This window comes from Cytobacillus oceanisediminis 2691, from assembly GCF_000294775.2.
GTDB classification, from domain to species: domain Bacteria; phylum Bacillota; class Bacilli; order Bacillales; family Cytobacillaceae; genus Cytobacillus; species Cytobacillus pseudoceanisediminis.
Genome location: NZ_CP015506.1, coordinates 3,379,129 through 3,400,895 on the forward strand (window position 1 = coordinate 3,379,129; position 21,767 = coordinate 3,400,895).

Annotated in this window: 22 protein-coding genes; 8 read left to right on the forward strand and 14 right to left on the reverse strand. The window is 41.0% G+C overall.

Translation table 11 applies throughout. The features are described from left to right. Positions 1–77 precede the first annotated feature (77 nt). The 3 genes from A361_RS16945 to A361_RS16955 form a co-directional block, all read right to left on the reverse strand. The gene (locus tag A361_RS16945) at positions 78–1,439 is read right to left on the reverse strand and encodes an aspartate aminotransferase family protein (protein ID WP_019382713.1); all 1,362 of its coding nucleotides are present in this window, start codon (positions 1,437–1,439) and stop codon (positions 78–80) included. Positions 1,440–1,502: 63 nt separating this feature from the next. After that, positions 1,503–2,636, reverse strand: a complete 1,134-nt coding sequence (gene ald / locus A361_RS16950) for an alanine dehydrogenase (RefSeq protein WP_009333730.1) — start codon at positions 2,634–2,636, stop codon at positions 1,503–1,505. Between the two features lie 192 nt (positions 2,637–2,828). Then, positions 2,829–3,554: a GntR family transcriptional regulator gene (locus tag A361_RS16955; RefSeq protein WP_009333729.1), complete on the reverse strand. Its 726-nt coding sequence runs from the start codon at positions 3,552–3,554 to the stop codon at positions 2,829–2,831. Positions 3,555–3,766: 212 nt separating this feature from the next. Here A361_RS16955 and A361_RS16960 point away from each other — a divergent pair, with 212 nt between their 5' ends. After that, positions 3,767–4,219: a nucleoside deaminase gene (locus tag A361_RS16960; protein WP_019382712.1), complete on the forward strand. Its 453-nt coding sequence runs from the start codon at positions 3,767–3,769 to the stop codon at positions 4,217–4,219. A 44-nt stretch (positions 4,220–4,263) separates the two neighbouring features. Here the strand turns inward: A361_RS16960 and A361_RS16965 are convergent, their stop codons facing one another. From A361_RS16965 to A361_RS16980, 4 genes are all read right to left on the reverse strand, one after another. Further along, positions 4,264–4,830, reverse strand: a complete 567-nt coding sequence (locus A361_RS16965; RefSeq protein WP_009333727.1) for a hypothetical protein — start codon at positions 4,828–4,830, stop codon at positions 4,264–4,266. Positions 4,831–4,868: 38 nt separating this feature from the next. Beyond that, a complete protein-coding gene (locus A361_RS16970; protein ID WP_019382711.1) occupies positions 4,869–5,360 on the reverse strand; it encodes a MarR family transcriptional regulator in 492 nt (163 codons plus the stop codon). Positions 5,361–5,458: 98 nt separating this feature from the next. Next, the gene (locus A361_RS16975) at positions 5,459–5,695 is read right to left on the reverse strand and encodes a hypothetical protein (protein ID WP_019382710.1); all 237 of its coding nucleotides are present in this window, start codon (positions 5,693–5,695) and stop codon (positions 5,459–5,461) included. A gap of 66 nt (positions 5,696–5,761) precedes the next feature. After that, the gene (locus A361_RS16980; protein ID WP_019382709.1) at positions 5,762–6,382 is read right to left on the reverse strand and encodes a YitT family protein; all 621 of its coding nucleotides are present in this window, start codon (positions 6,380–6,382) and stop codon (positions 5,762–5,764) included. Between the two features lie 272 nt (positions 6,383–6,654). Between A361_RS16980 and A361_RS16990 the strand changes: the two genes are divergently transcribed. Further along, positions 6,655–7,299: a 2OG-Fe(II) oxygenase gene (locus A361_RS16990; protein ID WP_019382707.1), complete on the forward strand. Its 645-nt coding sequence runs from the start codon at positions 6,655–6,657 to the stop codon at positions 7,297–7,299. Next, positions 7,275–7,550, forward strand: a complete 276-nt coding sequence (locus tag A361_RS16995; protein ID WP_019382706.1) for a hypothetical protein — start codon at positions 7,275–7,277, stop codon at positions 7,548–7,550. The genes A361_RS16990 and A361_RS16995 overlap by 25 nt, the downstream gene beginning before the upstream one ends. A 169-nt stretch (positions 7,551–7,719) precedes the next feature. On the opposite strand, the gene A361_RS17000 is transcribed toward A361_RS16995, so the two are convergent. Then, positions 7,720–9,198, reverse strand: coding sequence for a flavin monoamine oxidase family protein (locus tag A361_RS17000; protein ID WP_009333719.1), 1,479 nt, complete (start codon positions 9,196–9,198; stop codon positions 7,720–7,722). Positions 9,199–9,398: 200 nt separating this feature from the next. Continuing rightward, positions 9,399–10,160, reverse strand: a complete 762-nt coding sequence (locus A361_RS17005) for an SDR family oxidoreductase (protein ID WP_009333717.1) — start codon at positions 10,158–10,160, stop codon at positions 9,399–9,401. 182 nt (positions 10,161–10,342) lie between these two features. Between A361_RS17005 and A361_RS17010 the strand changes: the two genes are divergently transcribed. Both A361_RS17010 and A361_RS17015 read left to right on the forward strand, forming a co-directional pair. Continuing rightward, positions 10,343–10,945 carry a TetR/AcrR family transcriptional regulator gene (locus tag A361_RS17010; protein WP_009333715.1) on the forward strand — a complete coding sequence of 201 codons (603 nt, stop codon included), beginning with the start codon at positions 10,343–10,345 and terminating at the stop codon, positions 10,943–10,945. Positions 10,946–11,175: 230 nt separating this feature from the next. Further along, positions 11,176–14,865: a polysaccharide deacetylase family protein gene (locus A361_RS17015; protein WP_019382705.1), complete on the forward strand. Its 3,690-nt coding sequence runs from the start codon at positions 11,176–11,178 to the stop codon at positions 14,863–14,865. Between the two features lie 100 nt (positions 14,866–14,965). On the opposite strand, the gene A361_RS17020 is transcribed toward A361_RS17015, so the two are convergent. From A361_RS17020 to A361_RS17030, 3 genes are all read right to left on the reverse strand, one after another. Continuing rightward, positions 14,966–15,583: a hypothetical protein gene (locus A361_RS17020; RefSeq protein ID WP_009333712.1), complete on the reverse strand. Its 618-nt coding sequence runs from the start codon at positions 15,581–15,583 to the stop codon at positions 14,966–14,968. Positions 15,584–15,853: 270 nt separating this feature from the next. Next, positions 15,854–16,381, reverse strand: coding sequence for a DUF3189 family protein (locus A361_RS17025; protein ID WP_009333711.1), 528 nt, complete (start codon positions 16,379–16,381; stop codon positions 15,854–15,856). A gap of 184 nt (positions 16,382–16,565) precedes the next feature. Next, entirely contained in the window at positions 16,566–18,002 is a 1,437-nt protein-coding gene (locus A361_RS17030) for a glycoside hydrolase family 1 protein (RefSeq protein ID WP_009333710.1), read from the reverse strand. Positions 18,003–18,233: 231 nt separating this feature from the next. Here A361_RS17030 and A361_RS17035 point away from each other — a divergent pair, with 231 nt between their 5' ends. The 3 genes from A361_RS17035 (at position 18,234) to A361_RS17045 (ending at position 20,778) form a co-directional block, all read left to right on the forward strand. Then, positions 18,234–18,959: a MurR/RpiR family transcriptional regulator gene (locus tag A361_RS17035; RefSeq protein WP_009333709.1), complete on the forward strand. Its 726-nt coding sequence runs from the start codon at positions 18,234–18,236 to the stop codon at positions 18,957–18,959. A gap of 63 nt (positions 18,960–19,022) precedes the next feature. Next, on the forward strand, positions 19,023–19,406 hold the full coding sequence (locus tag A361_RS17040) for a VOC family protein (RefSeq protein ID WP_009333708.1): 384 nt from the start codon (positions 19,023–19,025) through the stop codon (positions 19,404–19,406). 136 nt (positions 19,407–19,542) lie between these two features. Beyond that, the gene (locus A361_RS17045; protein WP_019382704.1) at positions 19,543–20,778 is read left to right on the forward strand and encodes a Bcr/CflA family efflux MFS transporter; all 1,236 of its coding nucleotides are present in this window, start codon (positions 19,543–19,545) and stop codon (positions 20,776–20,778) included. Between the two features lie 32 nt (positions 20,779–20,810). On the opposite strand, the gene A361_RS17050 is transcribed toward A361_RS17045, so the two are convergent. Then, complete coding sequence (locus tag A361_RS17050; RefSeq protein WP_009333706.1) at positions 20,811–21,152, reverse strand: hypothetical protein; 342 nt, start codon at positions 21,150–21,152, stop codon at positions 20,811–20,813. Positions 21,153–21,220: 68 nt separating this feature from the next. Continuing rightward, positions 21,221–21,763, reverse strand: coding sequence for a GNAT family N-acetyltransferase (locus tag A361_RS17055; RefSeq protein WP_009333705.1), 543 nt, complete (start codon positions 21,761–21,763; stop codon positions 21,221–21,223). Between the last annotated feature and the right edge of the window lie 4 nt (positions 21,764–21,767).

Sequence of the window (21,767 nt, forward strand, 5' to 3'; positions counted from 1 at the left end):
CGGTTTTAAAAGTTCCATATATTTAAATGGATAGAAGCCCTGTAAAAAAGAGCTCTCATCCAGATACAACTTTTTGTCTAAATCTCCTTAAATGCACTTTCGACCGTCCTGACAACGAATTTTAAATCTTCTTCTGTAGATGAAAGTGGCGGAGCTATAATAAGGACATTATTGAAACCAGGCACTGTATCCCCATTTCTGCCAATGATCAGGCCTTTTTCTTTACATAGTGCAATGACCTTTGCCATTAATTGATCTGATGCCGGCTGCTTTGTTTCCTTATTTTCAACCATTTCAATTCCATACAAGAAACCGGCGCTTCTGACTTCGCCTACATTTTTATGAGTCTGCAAATCTTTTAAGCTGCCTAAAATGCTTTCACCCAGAATCTCTACCCTGCTGACAATATTCTCTCTTTCGATTATTTCGATATTTTTCAATGCAACCGCACAGCTTGCCGGATGTCCGCCATATGTTGAGACATGGCGGAAATGGTTATCTGTACCTTGCTCTTTAAATTTCTCATAAATTCTGGAATGCACTGCCGTAGCACCAAGCGGGAGATAGCCGCTTGTCAACCCTTTTGCCATCGTTACGATATCAGGCTGAACCCCCGCCGAATGCATAAATCCAAACATTTTACCCGTTCGCCCGAATCCGGATACAACCTCATCCATTATCAGGAGGACATCATGTTTTTTGCAGATTTGTGCCACTCTCTGCAGATATTCAGGAGATGGGATAATAACTCCCCCGCCTGAAATGAATGGCTCCATTATGACCGCAGCAACGGTTTCGGACCCTTCCCATTGGATGACCTGGTCAATCATATCAGCTGCGACTTTATCGCAATCCTTCACATCTTCGCCAAATGGACAGCGATAGCTGTAAGGAGGCGGAACATGCAGGAATCCCGGCATGCCAGGATCGTATTTCACTCTCCTGTTGGCCTGTGCAGTAGCACTTAATGCACCTAAAGTTGAACCATGATAGGCACGGTAGCGCGAAATAAATTTATATTTACCCGGATGGCCATTCTGATTATGGTATTGCCTCGCTATTTTGAATGCGGTTTCATTTGCTTCGGAACCGCTATTTGAGAAAAATGTTTTATAGGAATCCCCCAGCAATTCACTAATTTTGGCAGATAACTTAATGGCTGGCGCATGACTTAATGTGAGAGGGAAATACGACAGCTGCATCATTTGCTCTGCTGCGGCCTCTGCAATTTCTTTCCGTCCGTGTCCCAGATTCAGACACCAAAGACCGGAAACACCATCCAAATATCGATTGCCATCCATATCAGTAAACCATGAGCCTTCACCTGATTTGGCTATCATCGGACTGCTTCCTTCTGTATGCCGGCTCATCGCATGCCATAAGTGTTCCTGATCCTTATCAGTTAACTTTTTGTTATCATTCAGTTCTACTGTAGACATATTGCTTGCCTCCTTCTATTTAGTAAAGATTCAGGTATGCATTGTGTCTCTTCTAATGGGGAATCATGTTGCGGCTGGAATTTTGTTTATTAACTCATGGGTGGATGTATAAGGGTAGTTATGCGCCTCTGCAACTCTCTGATGAGTGACCTTTCCATTCATGGTATTGACCCCTTTTTCAAGAAAAGGATACTTAACAATAGAATTTTCAATCCCTGTATTAGCGAGCATTAAGGCATATGGTGCTGTAGTATTAGCGAGGGCATAAGTGGAAGTTCTTGCTACAGCGCCCGGAATGTTTGGAACCGCATAATGCAAAACACCATGCTTTACATATGTTGGAGAATCGTGTGAGGTAATATGATCGATGGTTTCAATTGAACCGCCCTGATCAATGGCAACATCAATAATGACCGAATTCTTTTCCATTTGCCTAACCATTTCTTCGGTTACTAACTGAGGTGCTTTTGCACCGGGGATGAGAACAGCCCCTATCACTAAATCGGCATGTTTTACTTCCTGGGCGATATTGAACGGATTTGACATGACCGTCCTTACCCTGCCGGAAAAAAGATCGTCCAGCTGGCGGAGTCTTTCAGCACTTATGTCAATGATGCTAACTTCTGCACCGAGGCCAACTGCCATTTTTGCGGCATTCGTCCCAACCACTCCACCGCCGATAATCACCACTTTTCCTGGCTTCACACCGGGAACTCCGCCTAAAAGGACTCCTTTCCCGCCATGAATCTTTTCAAGAAATTGGGCTCCAAGCTGGACAGACATCCTGCCCGCAACTTCGCTCATAGGAGTAAGGAGAGGCAATGATCTGTTATCCAGCTGAATGGTTTCATAAGCAACCGAGGTAACTTCTTTTTCGAGCAAAGCCTTTGTCAATTCAGGTTCGGCAGCCAGATGCAAATAGGTAAAGAGAATCAATCCTTTTCGAAAATATTGGTATTCATCAGGCTGCGGCTCCTTCACCTTCATGACCATATCCGCAGACCAGGCCTCTTCTGCACTTGAAACAACTGCTGCACCTGCTTTTTCATATTCCTGGTCAGAGATCCCGCATCCTGCACCTGCACCTTTCTCAATCAGTACTGTATGGCCGGCATCTGCAAACGCAGAAACACTTGCCGGTACAACAGAAACCCGGTTTTCATTATTCTTTACTTCCTTTGGCACACCTATAATCATGTCATCACTCCATCCTGCAATTTAAAAATAGTACCCATCACATCATGACGTCATGTCGTCCGTACCAGTTGTTGTATGACTAGCCTCAGTTGTAATTAAAACACAACCATTATTTCTTTTCAATATTTTCTAAAAATTTTATATTATCGGAATTATCAATAGGTATCATTGGAAAATTGCATAACACTGTATTTAACTAGAATTCTTTGATAGTTTTATTCTAAATGAGTACATATCCGAACGAAAATAAGCAGAATAGTATTCTATTAAGTTTCCATTAATGTCTGATAATAACCGTTCAATGTGAAGCACACTTAAGGAACATGGAACACCAAGCAAATCGGCTTCTTCTTTAGATAAATAAGTGCTTGTAATTATCTGTTCGGCTTCTGCAAACTTTAAGTTCAGACTCTGCTCAAGCAGATCATACAGTGTTCCCTTTTCAATATCATATTGGGCGAGGCTTTTACCAATTTCAATAGGGTAATACTGACTTTCAAGGGCCAATGGCTTATCGTTAGCATAGCGAATTCGCTTTATAAAGTATGCCTCTGTAAGTCCGCTGGCTTCCACAATTTCTTTTGCCGGAACAACGATGCCATTATCCAATAATTTTGCATCCGGCTTCATACCCATTTTTTTTATCACTTCTGTTGTACTGGTAATATTCCCAAGCCACTCCTCAATCGGTTTTTTTGATATAAAAGTGCCTTTTCCGTGGACTTTCTTTAGCACACCTTCGTTTACTAAATGGGAAACCGCTTCTCTCACAGTGCTTCTGCTCACTTTATAGGTATCCATCAACTCTCTTTCACTTGGTATTTTTTCATTGAAAGAACGATTGTCTATTAACTCCTGCAGCTCATTCTTTAGCTGTATGTGAAGCGGAATAGGACTATTGGAATCTAACTCTGTCATAATGTATGCCTCCTTATTATTTTTCTGTAAAATGTATAATTAATTATATAGATTACCTGAATGAATATCCATCCTTTTACAGCAGATGCTGATGCGCGAATTTGAAAATTTTGCTATTGCCAGGCTGTAAAGTCAGCAGATTATTTGGATAACCAACGAAAAAATGATATTAATTTAATTAGAGTCAATTAATTGAAAAAGGATGATTAATAATGGATCACTTCATGAAACGGGCTATAGAACTGGCCATTAATAATGTAAAAGACGGCGGCCAGCCCTTCGGTGCAGTTCTGGTGAAAGAACAGGACATCATTGCTGAAGGAGTGAATGAATTGCATAAAAAGCATGATGTCAGCGGTCATGCGGAACTGCTTGCTATCCGGCGGGCACAGGAGCAGTTTCAAACGAATGATTTAGCCGGCTTTACGATGTATGCAAGCGGGGAACCTTGCCCGTTGTGTTTAACTGCCATGTATTTCGCTGGCATCGATAAGGTATACTATTGCCAATCAGTAGACGACGCTTTTCATGCAGGCTTAGGCAAGTCTAAAATGATTTATGAGGATTTGAAAAACGCAAGAGATGACAGGGGACTCAAATTGGTGCAAATGCCATTGCAGGAGGATCAAGACAATCCAATGAAGCTTTGGAAAGAGAACGTTTAACAACTAGCCTCCCATCTCTAAGCAGATGGGAGGCTAGTTTCTTTTCACCCTTTGATATTATCACTCATTCTTTTTACAAACATCGTTAAAAAATAGGCTGTATAAGCAATAGCGATATCAATCAGAAAAATATAAAATTGATTCATTCCTTTGTTAAAATGGACCATACCAGCCCATTCTTCGACCGTGGCAAAAACAAAGGCAAAAACCGCACTTGCTAAAATGGTGTAAAGAAGAAAGCTTTTATTGCGGTTCGTGCAGTACTGATAGATCAGAAGGAAACCGACCGGCAAAGCAGAGGCTGTCATATTCATGGCATAGGGAAACATGGGCAATATAAAATAGGTGTGGACAAAATAACTGTACCTCTCCAAAAAGCTATCAGCGTACGTCCATAGAATGTGCACGGTATATCCAAAAAAGAAAATCTCAAATATCCTGGTCCGGTCTACTGATAGATATACAATAACAAGAGGCAGCACCATTAGTGCCAACACCGCCCAAAACTGCCAGGTTCCAAGACCTGAATATTCTCTCCAGTATGAAGAAATGAGGACATTCATCTTTTCGCTTCGTGAATATATTTGCTCCCAATATTCGCTATAACTCATAGAATCACCTCCCAAAATGCATCATCAGCCTAAAAGAATTATGCATAATCATAATTTTCTACCCGTGCATCAATCAGCATTTTTCTAAAGGCATCTCCTTTTTGAACCCCTGCTATCATCTGACCATATTCAAGGAAAGACATAAGCTCGTTTTCGGATAAATGACTCAAATTCAGCGGAAATTGTTCCATCTCTTTTACCTCATCCATAATCTGATCCAATACTTCCTTTCCGCTTTTAGAAATAGCGACAAATTTATAGCGGAGATGCTCTTTATTGGCCGTGATTTCGACCAGCCCTTTTTCCTTTAACGGCTTTAAAAGCCTGGTTACAGTCGATGGATGCCAGCATCCCAGAACACTTATTTGGGTCGGGGTTATTTTTTGATTATGAGTGCCAAGCAGAAACAGAATATGCTGCTGAGCGGGCGTCAGTTTAAACTTCTTTTCAAGCTCCGCCCACTTCTTTTCCCTGCAGAAGTATAGTGCCCTTATGACAAGCAATGTCTGCTGTTTCAATAGAATGTTCACCCTTTTCCCCCTCACTTGCAGATACAATTGTATTTACAAGTATTGTTTGAGAGAGGGTTTATTTTATGCAAAAAAAATAGAGGTTCAATTTCCTGCCTCTATTTTCGTCCTATTCTTTTTTTCACAGAGTTTCTGATTGACTCTATCATCTCCTCAGACAAATTCGCGGGAATCGATGAGCCATCATTAAATACCCAGGCGTTGATCACCTCAAGATCTGCTTTTTTAAATGTTATGCTAAAAGTATTATTTTCCTGGAGAAATTCTGTTGTGACATATTCTTCTCCATCAAATTCATCATCAATAATCATGCTGGTAATTTCGTATGGATTCACAGGAAATCTCCTTCAGCTTTTTTACGACTTAGGATGCACCTGGCCCATCAAATTATTCGAAAATGTTTAAGTCTTCATTATAATGGTATCTATGGTTTTATAAGCAACAAAAAATGTTGCAAGGGAGTATGCGGCTTCAGTAATGCCGAATAAAAATACAGAACTTCCAAAGATAAAGGTATTCATTATAAGAATGCATTGTCCGATGGTTAAGGGCAAACGTTCGCTGAATAAAATCGCCAAAACTTCTGTTCCATCCAGGCAGGCTCCAAACCGGATAATGAGGCCCACTCCCATTCCGAGCAAGAGGCCTCCCAGAATTATGATCAGCAGCGGATGGTTAGTCACTTCCTCAAATGGGGCCAATATGTATGTCTCCCCTGCCAGCACTGAACTGGCAAACAGGCTTAACACCAAAAATCTTCCCCCTAAAAAGAAAAAGCCTGCCACTAAAAATGGGAGATTCATCAGCAGGATCAAGGCACCCACATCTACATGAAAGACATGTGAAAGGATGATGCTCAATCCAACAACTCCTCCATCAATAACATAATTTTTCACAAGGAATAATTGCAGGGAAACAGCCACAAGTGTTGCTCCGAGTATGATAATCAGTCCATTTTTAAAGGTGGAAAAATTGCCCTTTCGTCTTTGGCTTAAATAGTATTGAACCCTATTTCTATACACTGGCCATCTCCTTTGGTTCAGACTGGCTTATGTATTGAAATATATTCCGGAAAATCAATATAATGCAGAAGCCTCCTTTCTATTTTAATAGCTTACCAGTAAAAAAAAGATAGAATTCCTCCATATCAGAGTGTAAAATAAATTCAGCCAGTTGAAAAACTGCTGCAGACATCCATTTATTTAGGAGGAAGGAACGCACAAATAGGAATACTTCAAGCAGCCCCTTAATATATCGAATTTTCAGAAAACTAAATAAAAAGAGGTTGATGTACATGGCAATGGATGCATCTAATAAAGAACAAACGATTTTTGATCATGTTGGAAATAAAATAATTACAGAAGATCGGGAAATTCATATAATTGCCAAATTAGCAGAGCCATTGATCGTGATTCTGGGAAATGTGCTGAGCGATGAAGAATGTGACCAGCTGATTCAGCAATCAAAAGATCGCATGCAGCGTTCAAAAGTTGCCAACTCCCTTGAAGTTGATGAACTGCGAACCAGCAGCAGCACTTTTTTCCATGAAGGGGAAAATGAAATTGTCGCCAGAATCGAAAAAAGAATATCTCAAATCATGAACATTCCAGTTGAGCATGGTGAAGGGCTGCAGATCCTTAACTATAAAATAGGCCAGGAATATAAAGCTCATTTTGACTTCTTCTCTTCGACCAGCAGAGCAGCAAGCAATCCTAGAATCAGCACGCTTGTCATGTACCTGAATGATGTGGAACAGGGCGGGGAAACGTATTTTCCCAAGCTTAACTTCTCCGTTTCTCCACAAAAAGGCATGGCTGTTTATTTTGAATACTTTTATAATGATCAGAACTTAAACGACCTGACACTTCATGGAGGAGCACCTGTTGTCATGGGTGATAAATGGGCTGCTACGCAATGGATGAGGAGAAAGAAATTATAGATAGAAAAACACTTGGGGAAAATTTTCTCCAAGTGTTTTTTAACATACAACAATTTGTAATTGCCCAGCTTCAGCGCCTGCCCCCCCGAGGTCTCAAAACGGGGGCGGGCAAGGCGCTTTCGCTTTTCTTAGAACCACAGTCTCTTATGATAGTCATAATCACAGGTATCGTAACTCTCTTCCCCTTCTGGATTAGGGGCACACTTTTCACAAGGTTCTTCCTGCTGGCCATGTTCACATTTTTCCATTAAAAGTTCCATTTGAACGCATCCCCCTTTCCTATCTGTTATTTCAATTATATTGAAAGCGTTTACAGCTGTCTTGTACAATTTGTTGGAAAATCGTTAAAAAGTGCCTATCCAATGGCACATTTTAACGTCAAAAACAGACATTCCTGTCGCATTTTAGCTTTTGCCGCCCCTAATAGCTGCGGGGCAAATCGGTTACTTCACGTGCAACCCTTATTCCTGATTGAATTGCCCCTTCAATCCATCCCGGGGCTAGGGACGTGTGATCCCCGGCGAAATGGACTCTTCCCTCCGGAACAGGAATAAATGGGAATAGCTCAGTTTCCTGGTTCGGTTTGAACATGGAGAAGGCTCCGCCAGAAAACGGATATTGTGACCAGCTATGGGAGGCGCCTGTTAAGAAATACTCGTACACCTGATTGCCATGAACGACAGCCAAGTTGTCAAGGGCATTCCGAATCCGATCTCCTTCTTTAAGGTTATCCCAGGATAAAGTATCATCTTCCCATGTATAGCTTGCCATAATGATGCCGGAACCTGAAGATCCAATCAGATGGCTCGGATAGGCAGCGAACCGAATGGGCAGATCTGTCATCAGCTTTCCTCCCTGCAAACCTTCGCGTTCCCAAAAACGCTGTTTAAACTGCAGCCCAATTTTCGTGGAGGAAACATAATGCAGTTCCCTGATGGCTTTCCATTTATTAGGGGAAAATGATTGCCGGGGAACGATTTCAACGAAGGACAGCAAGGAGAAAGGTATAGTTAAGATGGCAAGATCACCACTGACCGTCAAAGGTTTTTGACTCAAGGTATGTCTGGCATGGATTGTAACCTGCTGAGGATCCTGTTCTATTTTTGTCATTTGGTAACCGAAATAAAGGTCTTCTTTTAACTGGGGCAAAAATGCATTTGGAAGCTTGTCATTCCCTCCTTCTACTTCATAAAAATGAATGTCCGGGCTAAATAAAGGAAGCAGTTCCCGCAGAATCGCAGGAAACGACAACTCCGGGAAGCCTTCCAGACCAAGCAAAACTTTAATGCTTTCAAGGGCACCAGGTGATAAACTCGGTCCAACCGGGTTGTATCTGAGAAAGAAGCTCATCGGATACCGGTCAAATTCTCTTACTATAATATTCCAATTTTGAGCAGGGTTTTGATTAATAAAATCTGCTACTGGCTTAATGGCCATCGTAAGCAGCTCCTCCGCCGTCTTCCCCTTTTCATGCGGAGCAACAGGATAACGCAGGATATCAGGGTTTTGCTGATATATGGTGCGATTTATTTTAATGCCATTGGCAAAGATAAGATCCTGGGGAGTTGTGTTCCGGAATTCATTTACCTTTAAGCGGAATTTTTTTATATATTCCAAAACTAAAGGGTGGGTATGAGGAATGCGCATGGCTCCCACATCCAGATACATTCCGTCCATAAAAGGTTCTCTCATTGTAAATATTCTGCCGCCAACCCTTTGTGTTGCCTCTAAAACCGTCACATCATGCCCTGCTGCCTTCAGCAGGGAAGCGGCAACAAGACCTGACATACCGGCTCCGACAACGATTATTTTTTTTTGGACCTTAGAAATGCCGAGACCGTTTCTGATGATGGATAGCATTTCTTCTGTATTTACCTGTGGATCCCGATAAAAGACCATACCTATTCTCCTCCTGGGGATCTGCCAAAAAGTTATTACTTTATCATACTGCCGGACAACTTCAGATTATGATTCTTTTATGAATTTGGCAGCTATGCATGAATCAAGACACGGCCAAAACCAGTTAGCTTATATGTCGCGAAAAAAGGCACCAAATCATCATGATTTGATGCCTCACCATTTTTAAATATGATTACCCTTTAGAATGCTGCAGTCCACCCGCCATCAGCAACAATCACGGATCCATTAACAAAGCTGGAATCATCAGATGCCAGGAATAATGCGACCTGTGCAATTTCCTCCGGCTTTCCGACTCTTGGCATTACACCCTGAACAGCTTTTGTACGGCCGAATCCAAATTCGTTCAGGTTTTTCATTGAAGCAGCGATGTTTGTTTCCACTCCGCCTGGTGCAATGGCGTTACAGCGGATGCCGCTGTTTGCGTACATATAGGCAGTGTTTTTCGTAAGCCCTATAACTGCATGCTTTGAAGCCCCATAAGCAGCTCCCGCATGGGCACCATTCAATCCGCCTGTAGAAGCAGTATTGATGATTACCCCTTTCCCTTTTTCTAAAAAGAGCGGGATGGCTTTTCGCATGGCGCGCATGACGCCCTTCGTATTGATATCAAATATTAAATCCCATCGTTCGTCCTGGATGTCTCCAACGGGTTCAAATCCGTCCATAATCCCTGCGTTATTCACCAGGATATCCAGCGTTCCAAATTCATGTACTGCTGCATCTATCATTCCTTCAATATCTGCTTGTTTTGAAACATTAACCTGAACAGCTTTGGCTTTTCCGCCATTCTCAGTAATTCCCTTTGCCACAGCCTCTGCCCCTTCCAGGTTCAGGTCAGCTGCAATGACACTTGCACCTTCCCTTGCGTACAACTCCGCAATCGCTTTTCCCATTCCTGATGCTGCACCTGTTACAATCGCTACTTTATCCTGAAGCTTCATAAAGACTTCCTCCGTTCGGTTGAATGTTTTAGTGAACACTTGTTGATTATCTCTTACACCTTTATAATATGGTAATAAAACCTTCCATTCAATCAGCAAATGAACGGCAATTTGTCTACTATTGAACACATTCATTGTATTTTGATCATTTTTTCATCCAATTTCTACAATGGAGGCCATTTATGTCCAATAAGCAAAATCTCCCTATTGACCGAAGAATAACTAAATCTAAACAAGCCTTAATGGATGCCCTATTATCCTTAATGCAGACGAAAGAATTCAAGAAAATAACTGTAACAGATATCGTGAAGACAGCCAATCTCAACAGGGGGACCTTTTATAAGCACTATGAATACAAAGAAGATCTCCTTGATGAAATTGTCGATGATGTTATAGCAGACCTAATCTCTTCCTATCGCGAACCATATAAGGACACAGAAACCTTCGAGTTAAAGACCCTTACCTCTTCTGCCATTAAAATCTTTGAACATGTCAGTCATAAAAAAGAATTCTATTCCCTAATGGTAAAATCCAATGCATTATCTGGATTGCAGAGCAAATTGTGCGATGTACTGAAAGAGGTAACTTTGAGAGACCTTAAAGGTGTACAGTTTAACCCCAAAATTAATCGTGAACTGCAGGCAAGCTTCTATGTACATGCCATGCTGGGAATGATTACGGAATGGATAAATCATGGGTTTGAATATGACTCAAATTATATGTCGGAACAGCTGCTGGAAATCTTACAGAGCAGACAAGGTGATAAGGTGTTCAAATTAACTTAATTGAAACAATTATCACTTACTTACATTAAACCATGGTAAATCGCGTTAAATACCATAAAAAAGCAAACACATTTTTTTATCCCACCCCCAAAATTATAGAACCACAACCTAAATTTTTGTTGATGGTCATTTTTTGTCGAAAAATTGACCCATTGGATGTTTGGAGCATACACTCCAAAAGCTATTAAATTATTATAGATAATTCGACATTACTTTTGGGGGGAATGAATGTGGATCGTTTTTTCAGGTGGATTGTCAGATCTTTGTTTGCACCTGTCTCCGGAAATGCAGGAGCGATTGCAAGCACTCTAGGGTTTTTTCTGGCATTTTTACCTTTGGAAAGTTTTAGTATTCCATTATTGTTTGTTTGTTCACTGCTGCTGCGCCTAAATATTATTGCCTTATTCCTGGGCACTCTGATTACTGTTTTTATACCCTACATACACGAGCTGCCTTTCATGGATTTTGGCCCATTTGAAGAGTACTGGTTCATTTCATCACTTAAAACCAAAATAGTAACCTCGGAATCAATTGCATCAGGAGTCTTCGGAGGCTTGGTTGGACTAGTCTGCTATTTTTTCTTCCACTGGTTTTATAACCTGGGTCTGAAAAAAAACGAGGGAAAGCAGGAATATATATTTCTTGATCCTGCTAAAATGCGATGGTCCCTGATTAAGCGAATGAGCGCTGGCTTCATCCTATTAATTGCTGTTATATCGACATTTTTCATACAGAGTTTAAATACAGCTCCAAAGCTTCCTGAACTGCATCTAGATCAAAGCGTATCAAGTTCCGGGATCAATCCGATAAATAAGCCCTTCAATGAAGAAGAATTGGCATCACAGATTCAAAAGACAACTTCTTCAGCGGCTATTTCAGAAAAGCCAAAGATGGCACAAATTGCACGAAAGCAAGAAGTGTATGGATTCTATGTCAATTGGGACAAGAATAGTAAAACATCCTTCAAGAAAAATAAAGAGTCCATAACCACTCTAGTCCCTGAGTGGATGCAGGTTACTCCAGATCTAAAGCTCAAGTCTTCAATTGACCGGTCCATAGTAAAAGAAGCAAATAAACATGAAATTAAGATTCTGCCATTAGTGAATAATTTTATAGACAACAAATGGGATTCAGATGTTCTTCACCGGTTATTCACTGCCCCAGGTGCTGACGATCTCTTTATTAAAGAAATGCTTTCTTATGTGATAACAAATGGCTTTGATGGTATAAATATAGACTTTGAAGCAATTAAACCAGCCGACAGGGATCATTTTACTCAGTTCATGAGTAAAGTTTATAAAGCCTTCCACAAAGAAGGCTTTATGGTGACATTGGATGTTCCGCCCAATGACGAAAGCTACGATTATACTTCTTTAGCAAAATACGCTGACCGAGTGATTGTCATGCTCTATGACCAGCATTATTCCATGAGCACACCAGGCCCTGTCGCTCAAACCGATTGGGTTAAGGAGAACTTGAATCAAGCTGATATTCCATCCGGAAAATTGGTAGCAGGCTTAGGAACATACGGTTACGACTGGGAAGAAGGTTCGGATAAGCCCGCAGCTGACATGACTTTTGGAGATATCATGAAGCTGGGCAGCGAGGCGAACCTTAATATTAATTGGAGTATGAATGCTGGAAACCCCTACTTACGCTATAAAGAAGATGGAAAAAATCATACTGTCTGGTTTTTGGATGCTGCTACTTTTTATAACCAGATGAACCTTGCGATTAATGGCGGCTCTACCGGAATAGCAATATGGCGGCTCGGTTCTGAGGATCCCTCTATCTGGAGTTTTATTAACAAGCCTAAGGAAATCATTAATCCATCTCAAATGCTAAGTGCCTTTGAAAGTCATTCCTCAGCACTTCATACAGGTAACGGAGAGATATTGAAAATCGCTTCACAAGCTGAAAAAGGAAAAAGAACCTTTGAGATGGATTCCAATGGAATGATAAAAAAGGAAAGCTATGTTAAATATCCAAAGCCTTTTGAAGTAATCCGCCATGGAAACTCCAGCAAAAAAGAAATCGTCCTTACTTTTGATGACGGTCCTGATCCAGCCTACACACCAAAAATATTGGATATATTGAAGAGGTATGAGGTAAAAGGCACCTTTTTTATTGTTGGAGAAAATGCATTGATGCATCCCCAGCTGGTTAACAGAATTTATGATGAGGGACATGAAATCGGAAATCATACCTTTACACACCCTGATATTACATCCATCACACCATCTCGTTTACGAATGGAATTGAATGCAACACAGCGCTTAATTCAAGGCATAACAGGTCATTCTATGACTCTTTTTCGCCCTCCATACATAGCAGATACGGAACTGGGCACAAGAAACGAACAGCTTCCTATTATGGAAGCTCAGAATCTGGGCTATACCATGGTCGGCCAATCCATTGACTCGGGTGATTGGCAAGGATCTTCAGCAGATGAACTTGTAAATCGAACATTGGATCAGCTGGCCGAAGGTAACGTCATTTTGCTTCATGATGCTGGCGGTGACCGCTCCAAAACAGTGGAAGCCCTTCCGGTAATTATTGAAACTCTTAAAAATAGAGGCTACACATTTACGACAACTGCCGGTTTAATTGGGAAAAGAGATACCGAAATCATGCCTTTTGCTGATCAGGAAAACCCTTATTCTGTTTATGATATGGCGGTATTTAAGGTCATTAAAAGCTGGAACACTGGACTTAGCTTTTTGTTTTACTCAGCCATCCTCTTAGGTGTTTTGCGCATTCTATTTCTTGTTTTCCTATCCTGGAAACAGGTCAAAAGGTATAAAGAGACCCGGATTGACCCTGGCTTTACTCCTTATGTCAGTGTTGTAATTGCAGCTTATAATGAAGAAAAAGTAATTTGCAAAACTGTAGATTCTATTTTATCCAGTGACTATCCGGATTTAGAGATACTGATAATCGACGATGGCTCAAAGGATCATACTGCTCGTGCAGTTGAAGAAACTTTTGCGGACACTCCTTGCGTCCGGTTAATTAAAAAACCCAATGGCGGAAAATCCTCGGCTGTAAACCTTGGATTTAAGGAAGCTAAGGGGGAAATAGTAATTGCATTAGATGCCGATACACTCATTGCTGAAAACGCCATCTCTTTACTTGTTAGCCATTTTAAAGATAATCAAGTGGCTGCTGTTTCAGGTAATGTAAAGGTTGGGAATAAGGGGAATCTCCTGACGAATTGGCAGCATATTGAATATGTGACAGGCTTTAATTTGGAAAGAAGAGCCTTTGCGGCTCTTAATTGCATTACCGTAGTACCAGGTGCCATCGGTGCATGGAAAAAGTCTGCGGTTGAAGAGGCTGGTTACTTTAGAGAGGATACCCTTGCAGAAGATACGGATATCACACTTGCACTATTGCGCAAAGGTAAGAAAATTGAGTTCGAAGAAAAGGCTTATGCTTATACAGAGGTGCCTGAAGATATTAAAAGCCTGGCAAAGCAGCGCTACCGATGGGTATATGGCACTCTCCAATGCCTTTGGAAACATCGCGCGGCATTATTTAACAAAAAACATCATTCATTAGGATATGTAGCCTTGCCTAACATGTGGCTTTTTCAATATGTTTATCAAACCATTTCTCCTATTGCAGATATATTGTTCATCTTTGCCCTTTTCAGCCCAAACCCTGAAAAAGCAGCCATTGGATTTGTCCTATTCTACTTGATGGATTTCTTCGCCTCCCTTTATGCGTTCAGGCTGGAGAAAGAAAGCCCTAAACCACTAGTCTCATTGTTTCTGCAGCGAATTTTATATAAACAGCTGATGACTTATGTTGTGGTAAAATCGATCTTCTCCGCTATAAAAGGAGTAGCCGTTGGCTGGAATAAACTTAAACGAAAAGGCAATGTAACTCAGGATAATTCCATTATGAATATTAAATGAATTCAAGAGCCTTTCCCATTTGGGGAAGGCCTTTTTGCTGTATAATCTAATACCTATAAAGGAAAAAGGACCACCGTCTCCTGATGATCCTTCCTGAGGTTTAATGATTTTTCCCATTGTTTTCTTTGTCTTCTTTTCCTTTGCTAACCCGATTACTCTCAGCTTTTTCTTTTGCGGCTTGGGAAACCTGCTGGCCATGGTTAAGTGTTTTTGCAGCAGGATTTATTATGCTTCCTCCTCCCGTGCCAGAGGCAGGTGTGTTTGGATCTTGTGTGCTGGTCTCAGGTTTTGATGCTTCAGTTGTTGTCTTGCTTCCCGCAGGTGCAGAGGCAGGCTCCGGTGCCGAAGGTTTTTCGTTTGAGACAGATACAGCTTTTGAAACAGGATTTACAGCAGGTTTCCGATTGGATTTTTCGGTATTCGTATGAACAGCAACAATCATCTTATCGCTATTCTTTTCCTTTTTTAATGATTCTTCAAAATCAGGAGCATCTTCTGTAACCGTTTTTTGTTTCGCATTCTCTTGCACAGCCAGTATGTTTGCTTCTGACTTTTCATCAATTTGTCTGTTTACTTCAGATTTTTGTTGAATACCTGATAAAACAGAAGAGTGTTCCTCTGAAAAAAGTTTAGTAGCTTTCAGCATGCCATTGGCAACAGAAAACGTTATAGCCCCTGCAAATACCATGGCAAGGGCCCCCTTAGCTGGTGATTTCATATTTTTCCCCTCGAGACTTTTGATTGATTATATTCAAAGAATACGAAGGAGATTCTTTATATTATGGGGGTTTAATAATACTTTTTATTATTTGCTTACTCCTGCAAAACTAACATTCCATAAGTTTTTAAGAGCTGTTAGAGCTACTGCTGGAAATTTTAAGACCGACAGACTGATACTATATTTATATTAAGAAACTAGGCTTTTTCTGTCCGGATAGTTACCTGCAAAAGAAAAGAACCATCTGAATATCAGGGTGGTTCTTACTGTCTATGCCTGAAACTCCTTATTATCAATTTTAATTATAGCAGAATTAGAACCGGCGGCAATTTTTTTCGTTTCGTTCACCAGCTCCAGAATATTTCCGCTGCATTTCTGTGCTCCTTTAATAACCAGTGGAGTCCCTAATCTGTCCAGTCCTAAGCCTTTGGATATGAATCCACCTATAGTCAGAGAAAGCGGTACTGCAGGTGAAGTATCAGAGAGGACGATTTTATCATTAATTCCTTTATGGCTATTTAATAAATGGCAAAAATGATGCAGTGTTTCAACTGCCAGCTTAGAAGATCTTCTTCCAAGGGTGTACACCGGATTTCCTTCCTCATCTTCACCATGAAAAATAAATTTTCCTGCATCTTTCTTTGTCAATTTATTAAAATACGGCAGCTCACTTATTTCTTCTTTTTCGAGTTTGCGGTGACGAATGATTTTTAGATGGTATGCCGCTGCCAGAGATGTTGTATGAGTTCCCCCAAAATCATGGTAGATATAAATCACCTGCTTCATCTCCCTATTCATTAGACTTCCTGAACACCAGGATTATTTATTAGCTCCTCTGAAATATCATTTTCCTGGACTTAATTCATATTTTACTCCATAAAGATTTTTTCATTAGTTCATGTGTAAATTTCTCATAATAACACCTGCACATTTAACTTTCTAAACAAGTAAAGACTGCCCTCAGGCAGCCCGCTTAAATATTCTATAGTTTTTCTCCGTTTGACTCGATCACATCTTTATACCAATAAAAAGACTTCTTCTTTTTCCGTTCCAATGTTCCACTGCCATCATCATGCTTGTCCACATAAATATAGCCATAGCGTTTTGAAAATTCGCCTGTTGACATGCTGACCATATCGATGCAGCCCCAGCTTGTATAGCCCATTAGCTCGACGCCATCCTCTATAGCTTCACCCATTGCTTTTATATGCTCGCGAAGATAGTCAATCCGATAGTCGTCATGGATGCTGCCGTCCTCTTCTTCCTTGTCATAGGCCCCAAGTCCGTTTTCTACGACAAATAGCGGTTTCTGATAGCGATCATATAACTTGTTCAAGCTGATCCTCAAACCTTCAGGGTCGATTTCCCAGCCCCAGTCACTTGTTTCAAGAAAGGGATTTCTAACCCCGCCAATGATGTTCCCTTCCGATGAGTCTGCATCTGATTTAACCTTCTTTTCGGTGCGGGACATATAATAGCTGAAGCCAATATAATCAACAGTGCCGTCCTTCAACAAATCCAGGTCGCCTTCCTGTATGTCCAGGCTGATATGATGTTCCTTAAAGTACCTTTTAATAAAAGCCGGATATTCCCCGCGAACCTGTACATCACCACAAAAGTAATTGAAAAGCTGCTCTTCCTGCAGGGCATACATGACATTTTCCGGGTTGCTGTCATAAGCATACACAGGCGCAAATAGAAGCATGCAGCCAATTTTTGACTCAGGAATGAGCTCATGACATGCCTTAACCGCGATTGCGCTTGCGACCAATTGATGGTGATAGGCCTGGAAGGTCGGCTGGTATTTATCTTCTTCAGTTTGATAGGAAAAGCCGAGCCCATTAATCGGCATGACCAATCCGCTATTGATTTCATTAAAAGTCATCCAGTACTTTACTTTATCTTTATACCGGCCCAAAATCGCTTTAGCATACCTCTCAAAGAAACTGACAACTTTGCGGTTTCTCCACCCACCATACTCTTTTACTAAATGAACAGGCATTTCATAATGGGAAATCGTTACAACCGGCTCAATTCCATATTTCTGCAATTTATCAAAAACACGATCATAAAAAGCAAGTCCTTCTTCATTTGGCTCCGACTCATCACCATTAGGAAAAATGCGGGTCCAGGCTATCGACAATCGGAATGCCTTGAAGCCCATTTCGGCAAATAAGGCAATATCTTCTTCATATCGATGATAGAAATCGATTGCTTCATGATTGGGATAAAAAAAAAGATCCTCATGAATTTCGAAGTCAAACCCAGGCTTCATTAAGATATTGTATCTTTCTTTTCCTCCGGGAAGGACATCCGCAATATTCAAGCCTTTATTCCCTTCCTTATATCCGCCTTCAATTTGGTTCGCTGCAGTGGCGCCGCCCCACAAAAAACCTTTAGGAAAATCGTATTTTTTCATTTCATTACCTCCAATACCTGCTATTTTTTAATATTTGTTTAAATGGAGTTTTTATGTTACCCGAAAAGGGATATAGAAGAAGCTTAAAGCGAGTCGAAGGGTATGTAAATAAATAGAGTTAATTAAGTCTTGTTTAACGGCATTTTGATATTTGTTACATAAAAGTAACGTATTGTTTCTCCTTGTGATAAAATAAGCCTATCTATTTTTTCAACGGAGGATTACTGAATCATGTTTTCAAATGAAATCATCGCATCTTTCAATGATTTAGAAACATCCATATATCATTACATCTGTCAAAACAAAGAAAAGATTCCTTATATGCGGATTCGTGAACTTGCAGATGAAACCCATGTTTCGACGGCCACCATCCTGCGGTTCTGCAGGAAGCTGAATTGTGAGGGTTTCACTGAATTTAAGATAAAGTTTAAATTATATTTGCAGGAAAATAAAAAGACCTCTATAAAAGGTTCCAAGCAATCCATCGTCGAGTTTTTCGAGCGAACGCTAAGAGGTGATTTAGACGAAAAAATCATCGAGGCAGCAGAACTTATAAATACGGCAGATAACATTATATTTATAGGGATCGGAAGCTCAGGCATACTGGCTGAATACGGAGCCAGATATTTCTCGAGTCTTGGCAAGTTTTCACTGTATATCAAGGATCCCCATTTTCCGATCCATTCCAGCATCCGCAGCAGCAGTGTCACGATTGCCTTATCTGTCTCAGGGGAAACTCCTTTTACAGTCACCCATCTTAACCAGCTGAAGCAGGAAGGCAGTAAAATCATCAGCATCACAAACAGCCGGCTTTCAACAATTGCGAAAGTTTCAGATTTGAATATCGCCTATTATGTGACAGAGGAAACGTTTGAGCAGTCCAATATTACGACTCAAGTTCCAGTTGTGTACATTTTGGAAGCTGTCGCCAGGGAAATACACAGGCTGAACCCTTAAATTAAAGGAGTTTTCCCGTGTATGGAGAATTGGTAAAATAATCACAATGAAAGCGGTGAGTATATGAAATCAATTGCTTCCCCGATTGCAGGCAAAGTGAACAATGTTTTTATTCATGTCAGCGACCTGGAAAAGTCGGCTGAATGGTATAGCACACTGCTTGGATTGCCTTTTCATAAGGGTTCAGTAGAATCCCCGGTATACAACATTCCTGTCACCTCTGAAACCGGTCTTACACTGGATGACCACACCTTTGATCCAGCCTTTACCTTAAATCCTTCCGGTCACGTTTTATTTAATTTCTTCGTCCAGGATATTGATGAGGCATACACGTTTGTTAAAGATCAGGGAATCACCATTGTAAAGGAAATTGAGCGTATTGGAGATTTTGCCTATTTCAACTTTCAGGACTTGGATGGAAATGTATTGATGATTTGCAATTGTTAATGATTAAATCTGTGGCTATTCCGCCATGGATTTTTTTATTTACAGCATTCTCCGCTGGACATCCCCCTGCACCTGGCGTATACTAGCCATATTTATGTAAAAGATTAACAGCTTCATAGAAAGAAAGGTGTTTAACATGATTCACAACCCTACTGGAAAAGAGAGGCTTGCGCTGGCATTTCTCCTCAGCATGCTTGGAATATTGGGGCCATTTAATATTGATATGTATTTGCCAGGCTTCCCAGAAATCGCTGATGATTTCAGTGCCCGGGCTTCACTTGTTCAGATGAGTTTAACAGCCTGCTTGATTGGACTTGCGGCTGGACAGGTTATTGTCGGACCGCTCAGTGATTCCCATGGAAGAAGAAAGCCTCTTCTTATCGGGATCACACTCTTTGCCGTATCTTCCCTTTTATGCGCCATTTCACCAAATATCGGAGCCTTTATTGCAGCCCGATTTCTGCAGGGATTAACCGCCTCTGCTGGAATAGTCCTATCCCGGGCAGTTGTCCGTGATGTGTTCAGCGGTAAAGAGCTCACGAAGTTTTTTGCCTTGCTTATGGTCATTAATGCAACAGCTCCGATGTACGCACCAATGACAGGCGGTGCCCTGCTTCTAATTCCTTTCGCAAGCTGGGAAACCATATTTTATTTTCTAAGCTTTTTGGGATTATTTATTACCATTGTGATCTATTTCCGATTAAAAGAAACCCTTCCTCCAGAAAAAAGGGTCCCAAGCTCCATTGGAAATTCCGTTAAAAGCATGGGGGGCCTTTTCAGGGACCGTTCCTTCATCGGGTATGCCCTTATCGTAGGATTTATACATGGTGGAAGCTTTGCTTATGTTTCGGGGACACCTTTTGTCTATCAGGGGATTTATGGTGTATCGCCTCAGGTGTTCAGCATCCTGTTTGGCATTAATGGATTGGCCATCATTACGGGGAGTTTTCTAATTGGCCGCCTGGCAGGTGTCATTCCGGAAAGAAGCCTGCTCCGGACAGCCGTCTGCCTTGCCGTCAGTGCCACTTCGTTACTTTTAATCATGACCATCATTAAAGGTCCGCTATTCATGCTTGTCATTCCGATCTTTATCTATATGACTTCAATGGGAATGATCATTACCAGCTCGTTTACATTGGCCATGAAAAATCAGGGGCATCGTGCCGGCAGTGCCAGCGCCGTTATTGGAATGCTTCCTTTAGTGCTGGGTTCTGCTGTTTCCCCTTTGGTGAGCATTGATGAAACCACTGCGGTACCAATGGGTGCCATATTGTTTATTACATCATTCATCGGCTTTGTTTTCTTCTTCACTTTAACGAAAGAAAAAACAAAAAGAAGCAGACAGAACCTGAAGCTGCATGCGGAGGGATAATTCCCTCCGGCTCCCATGCCGCCTATTAAACTTTAATTTTTTACTTCCTCGATAATCGAATGACCTTCCGTCCCTTCATCATCCTGCCACTGCCATTTTTCATATAGCCTGATGCGGCCGTCTTGCAGCTTTTCAGGTTTTGAATGACATTTTCCTCCGCGTATTTCATATTTGTTATTCACATGGTTATATCTAAATTCTAAACTGCCATCTTCATTTACAATTCCAATAAGTGTCCCCTGAATAATCTCTCCCCCGCCATAAACAGCAGATATAATGTTTCCCTCCTGTTTATACTGAAAAAAGGTTTTTGATGATACTTCACCATTCTCAGTATTTTGAACAGAAACAAAGGTACGGCCATTGTAGTTCATAAAAATAATCCTCCCAGCAGATTGGTTTTTTCACTCAAACTCAATATGTATTCCTAACTCCAGCCCTTCTACAAATCCCCTTTTAAAATAGAGTACATATACAAATCATCAAATTTTCCATTTGTATATTCATAGTGCCTCAGCAAACCTTCTCTCGTGAATCCCTGCCTTTCAACCAGCTTCTGGGATGAGAGATTTTTAGGTTCTATCAGGGCTTCAATCCTTTCAAGCTCAAGGTGTTCAAATCCGAATTTTAAAACTCTCTCAAGAGCTTCATTGGCAATCCCTTTTCCCCAATGCTCTCTGCTTAATTCATAACCGACTTCACTTCGGAAATGTCTGGGATTCCTGTTTAGGAAACCGCAGCTCCCTATGACCTTCCCGGAATCCTTTAGGGTTATGCCCCAGCGCATTCCAGTGCGATTTTTGTAAATGGATTTATACCACTTTATTTCATCCAGCACCTCTTCGACAGATTCACAGGCCGAGATTCCCATATGCTTTACAACCAGTTGATCTGACAGGTATACAAACATATCTTTTGCATCTTCTTCAGTTGCTTCTCTTAAAATTAATCTTTCTGTTTCAAGGATCGGAAATACTGTTTCCAACGGA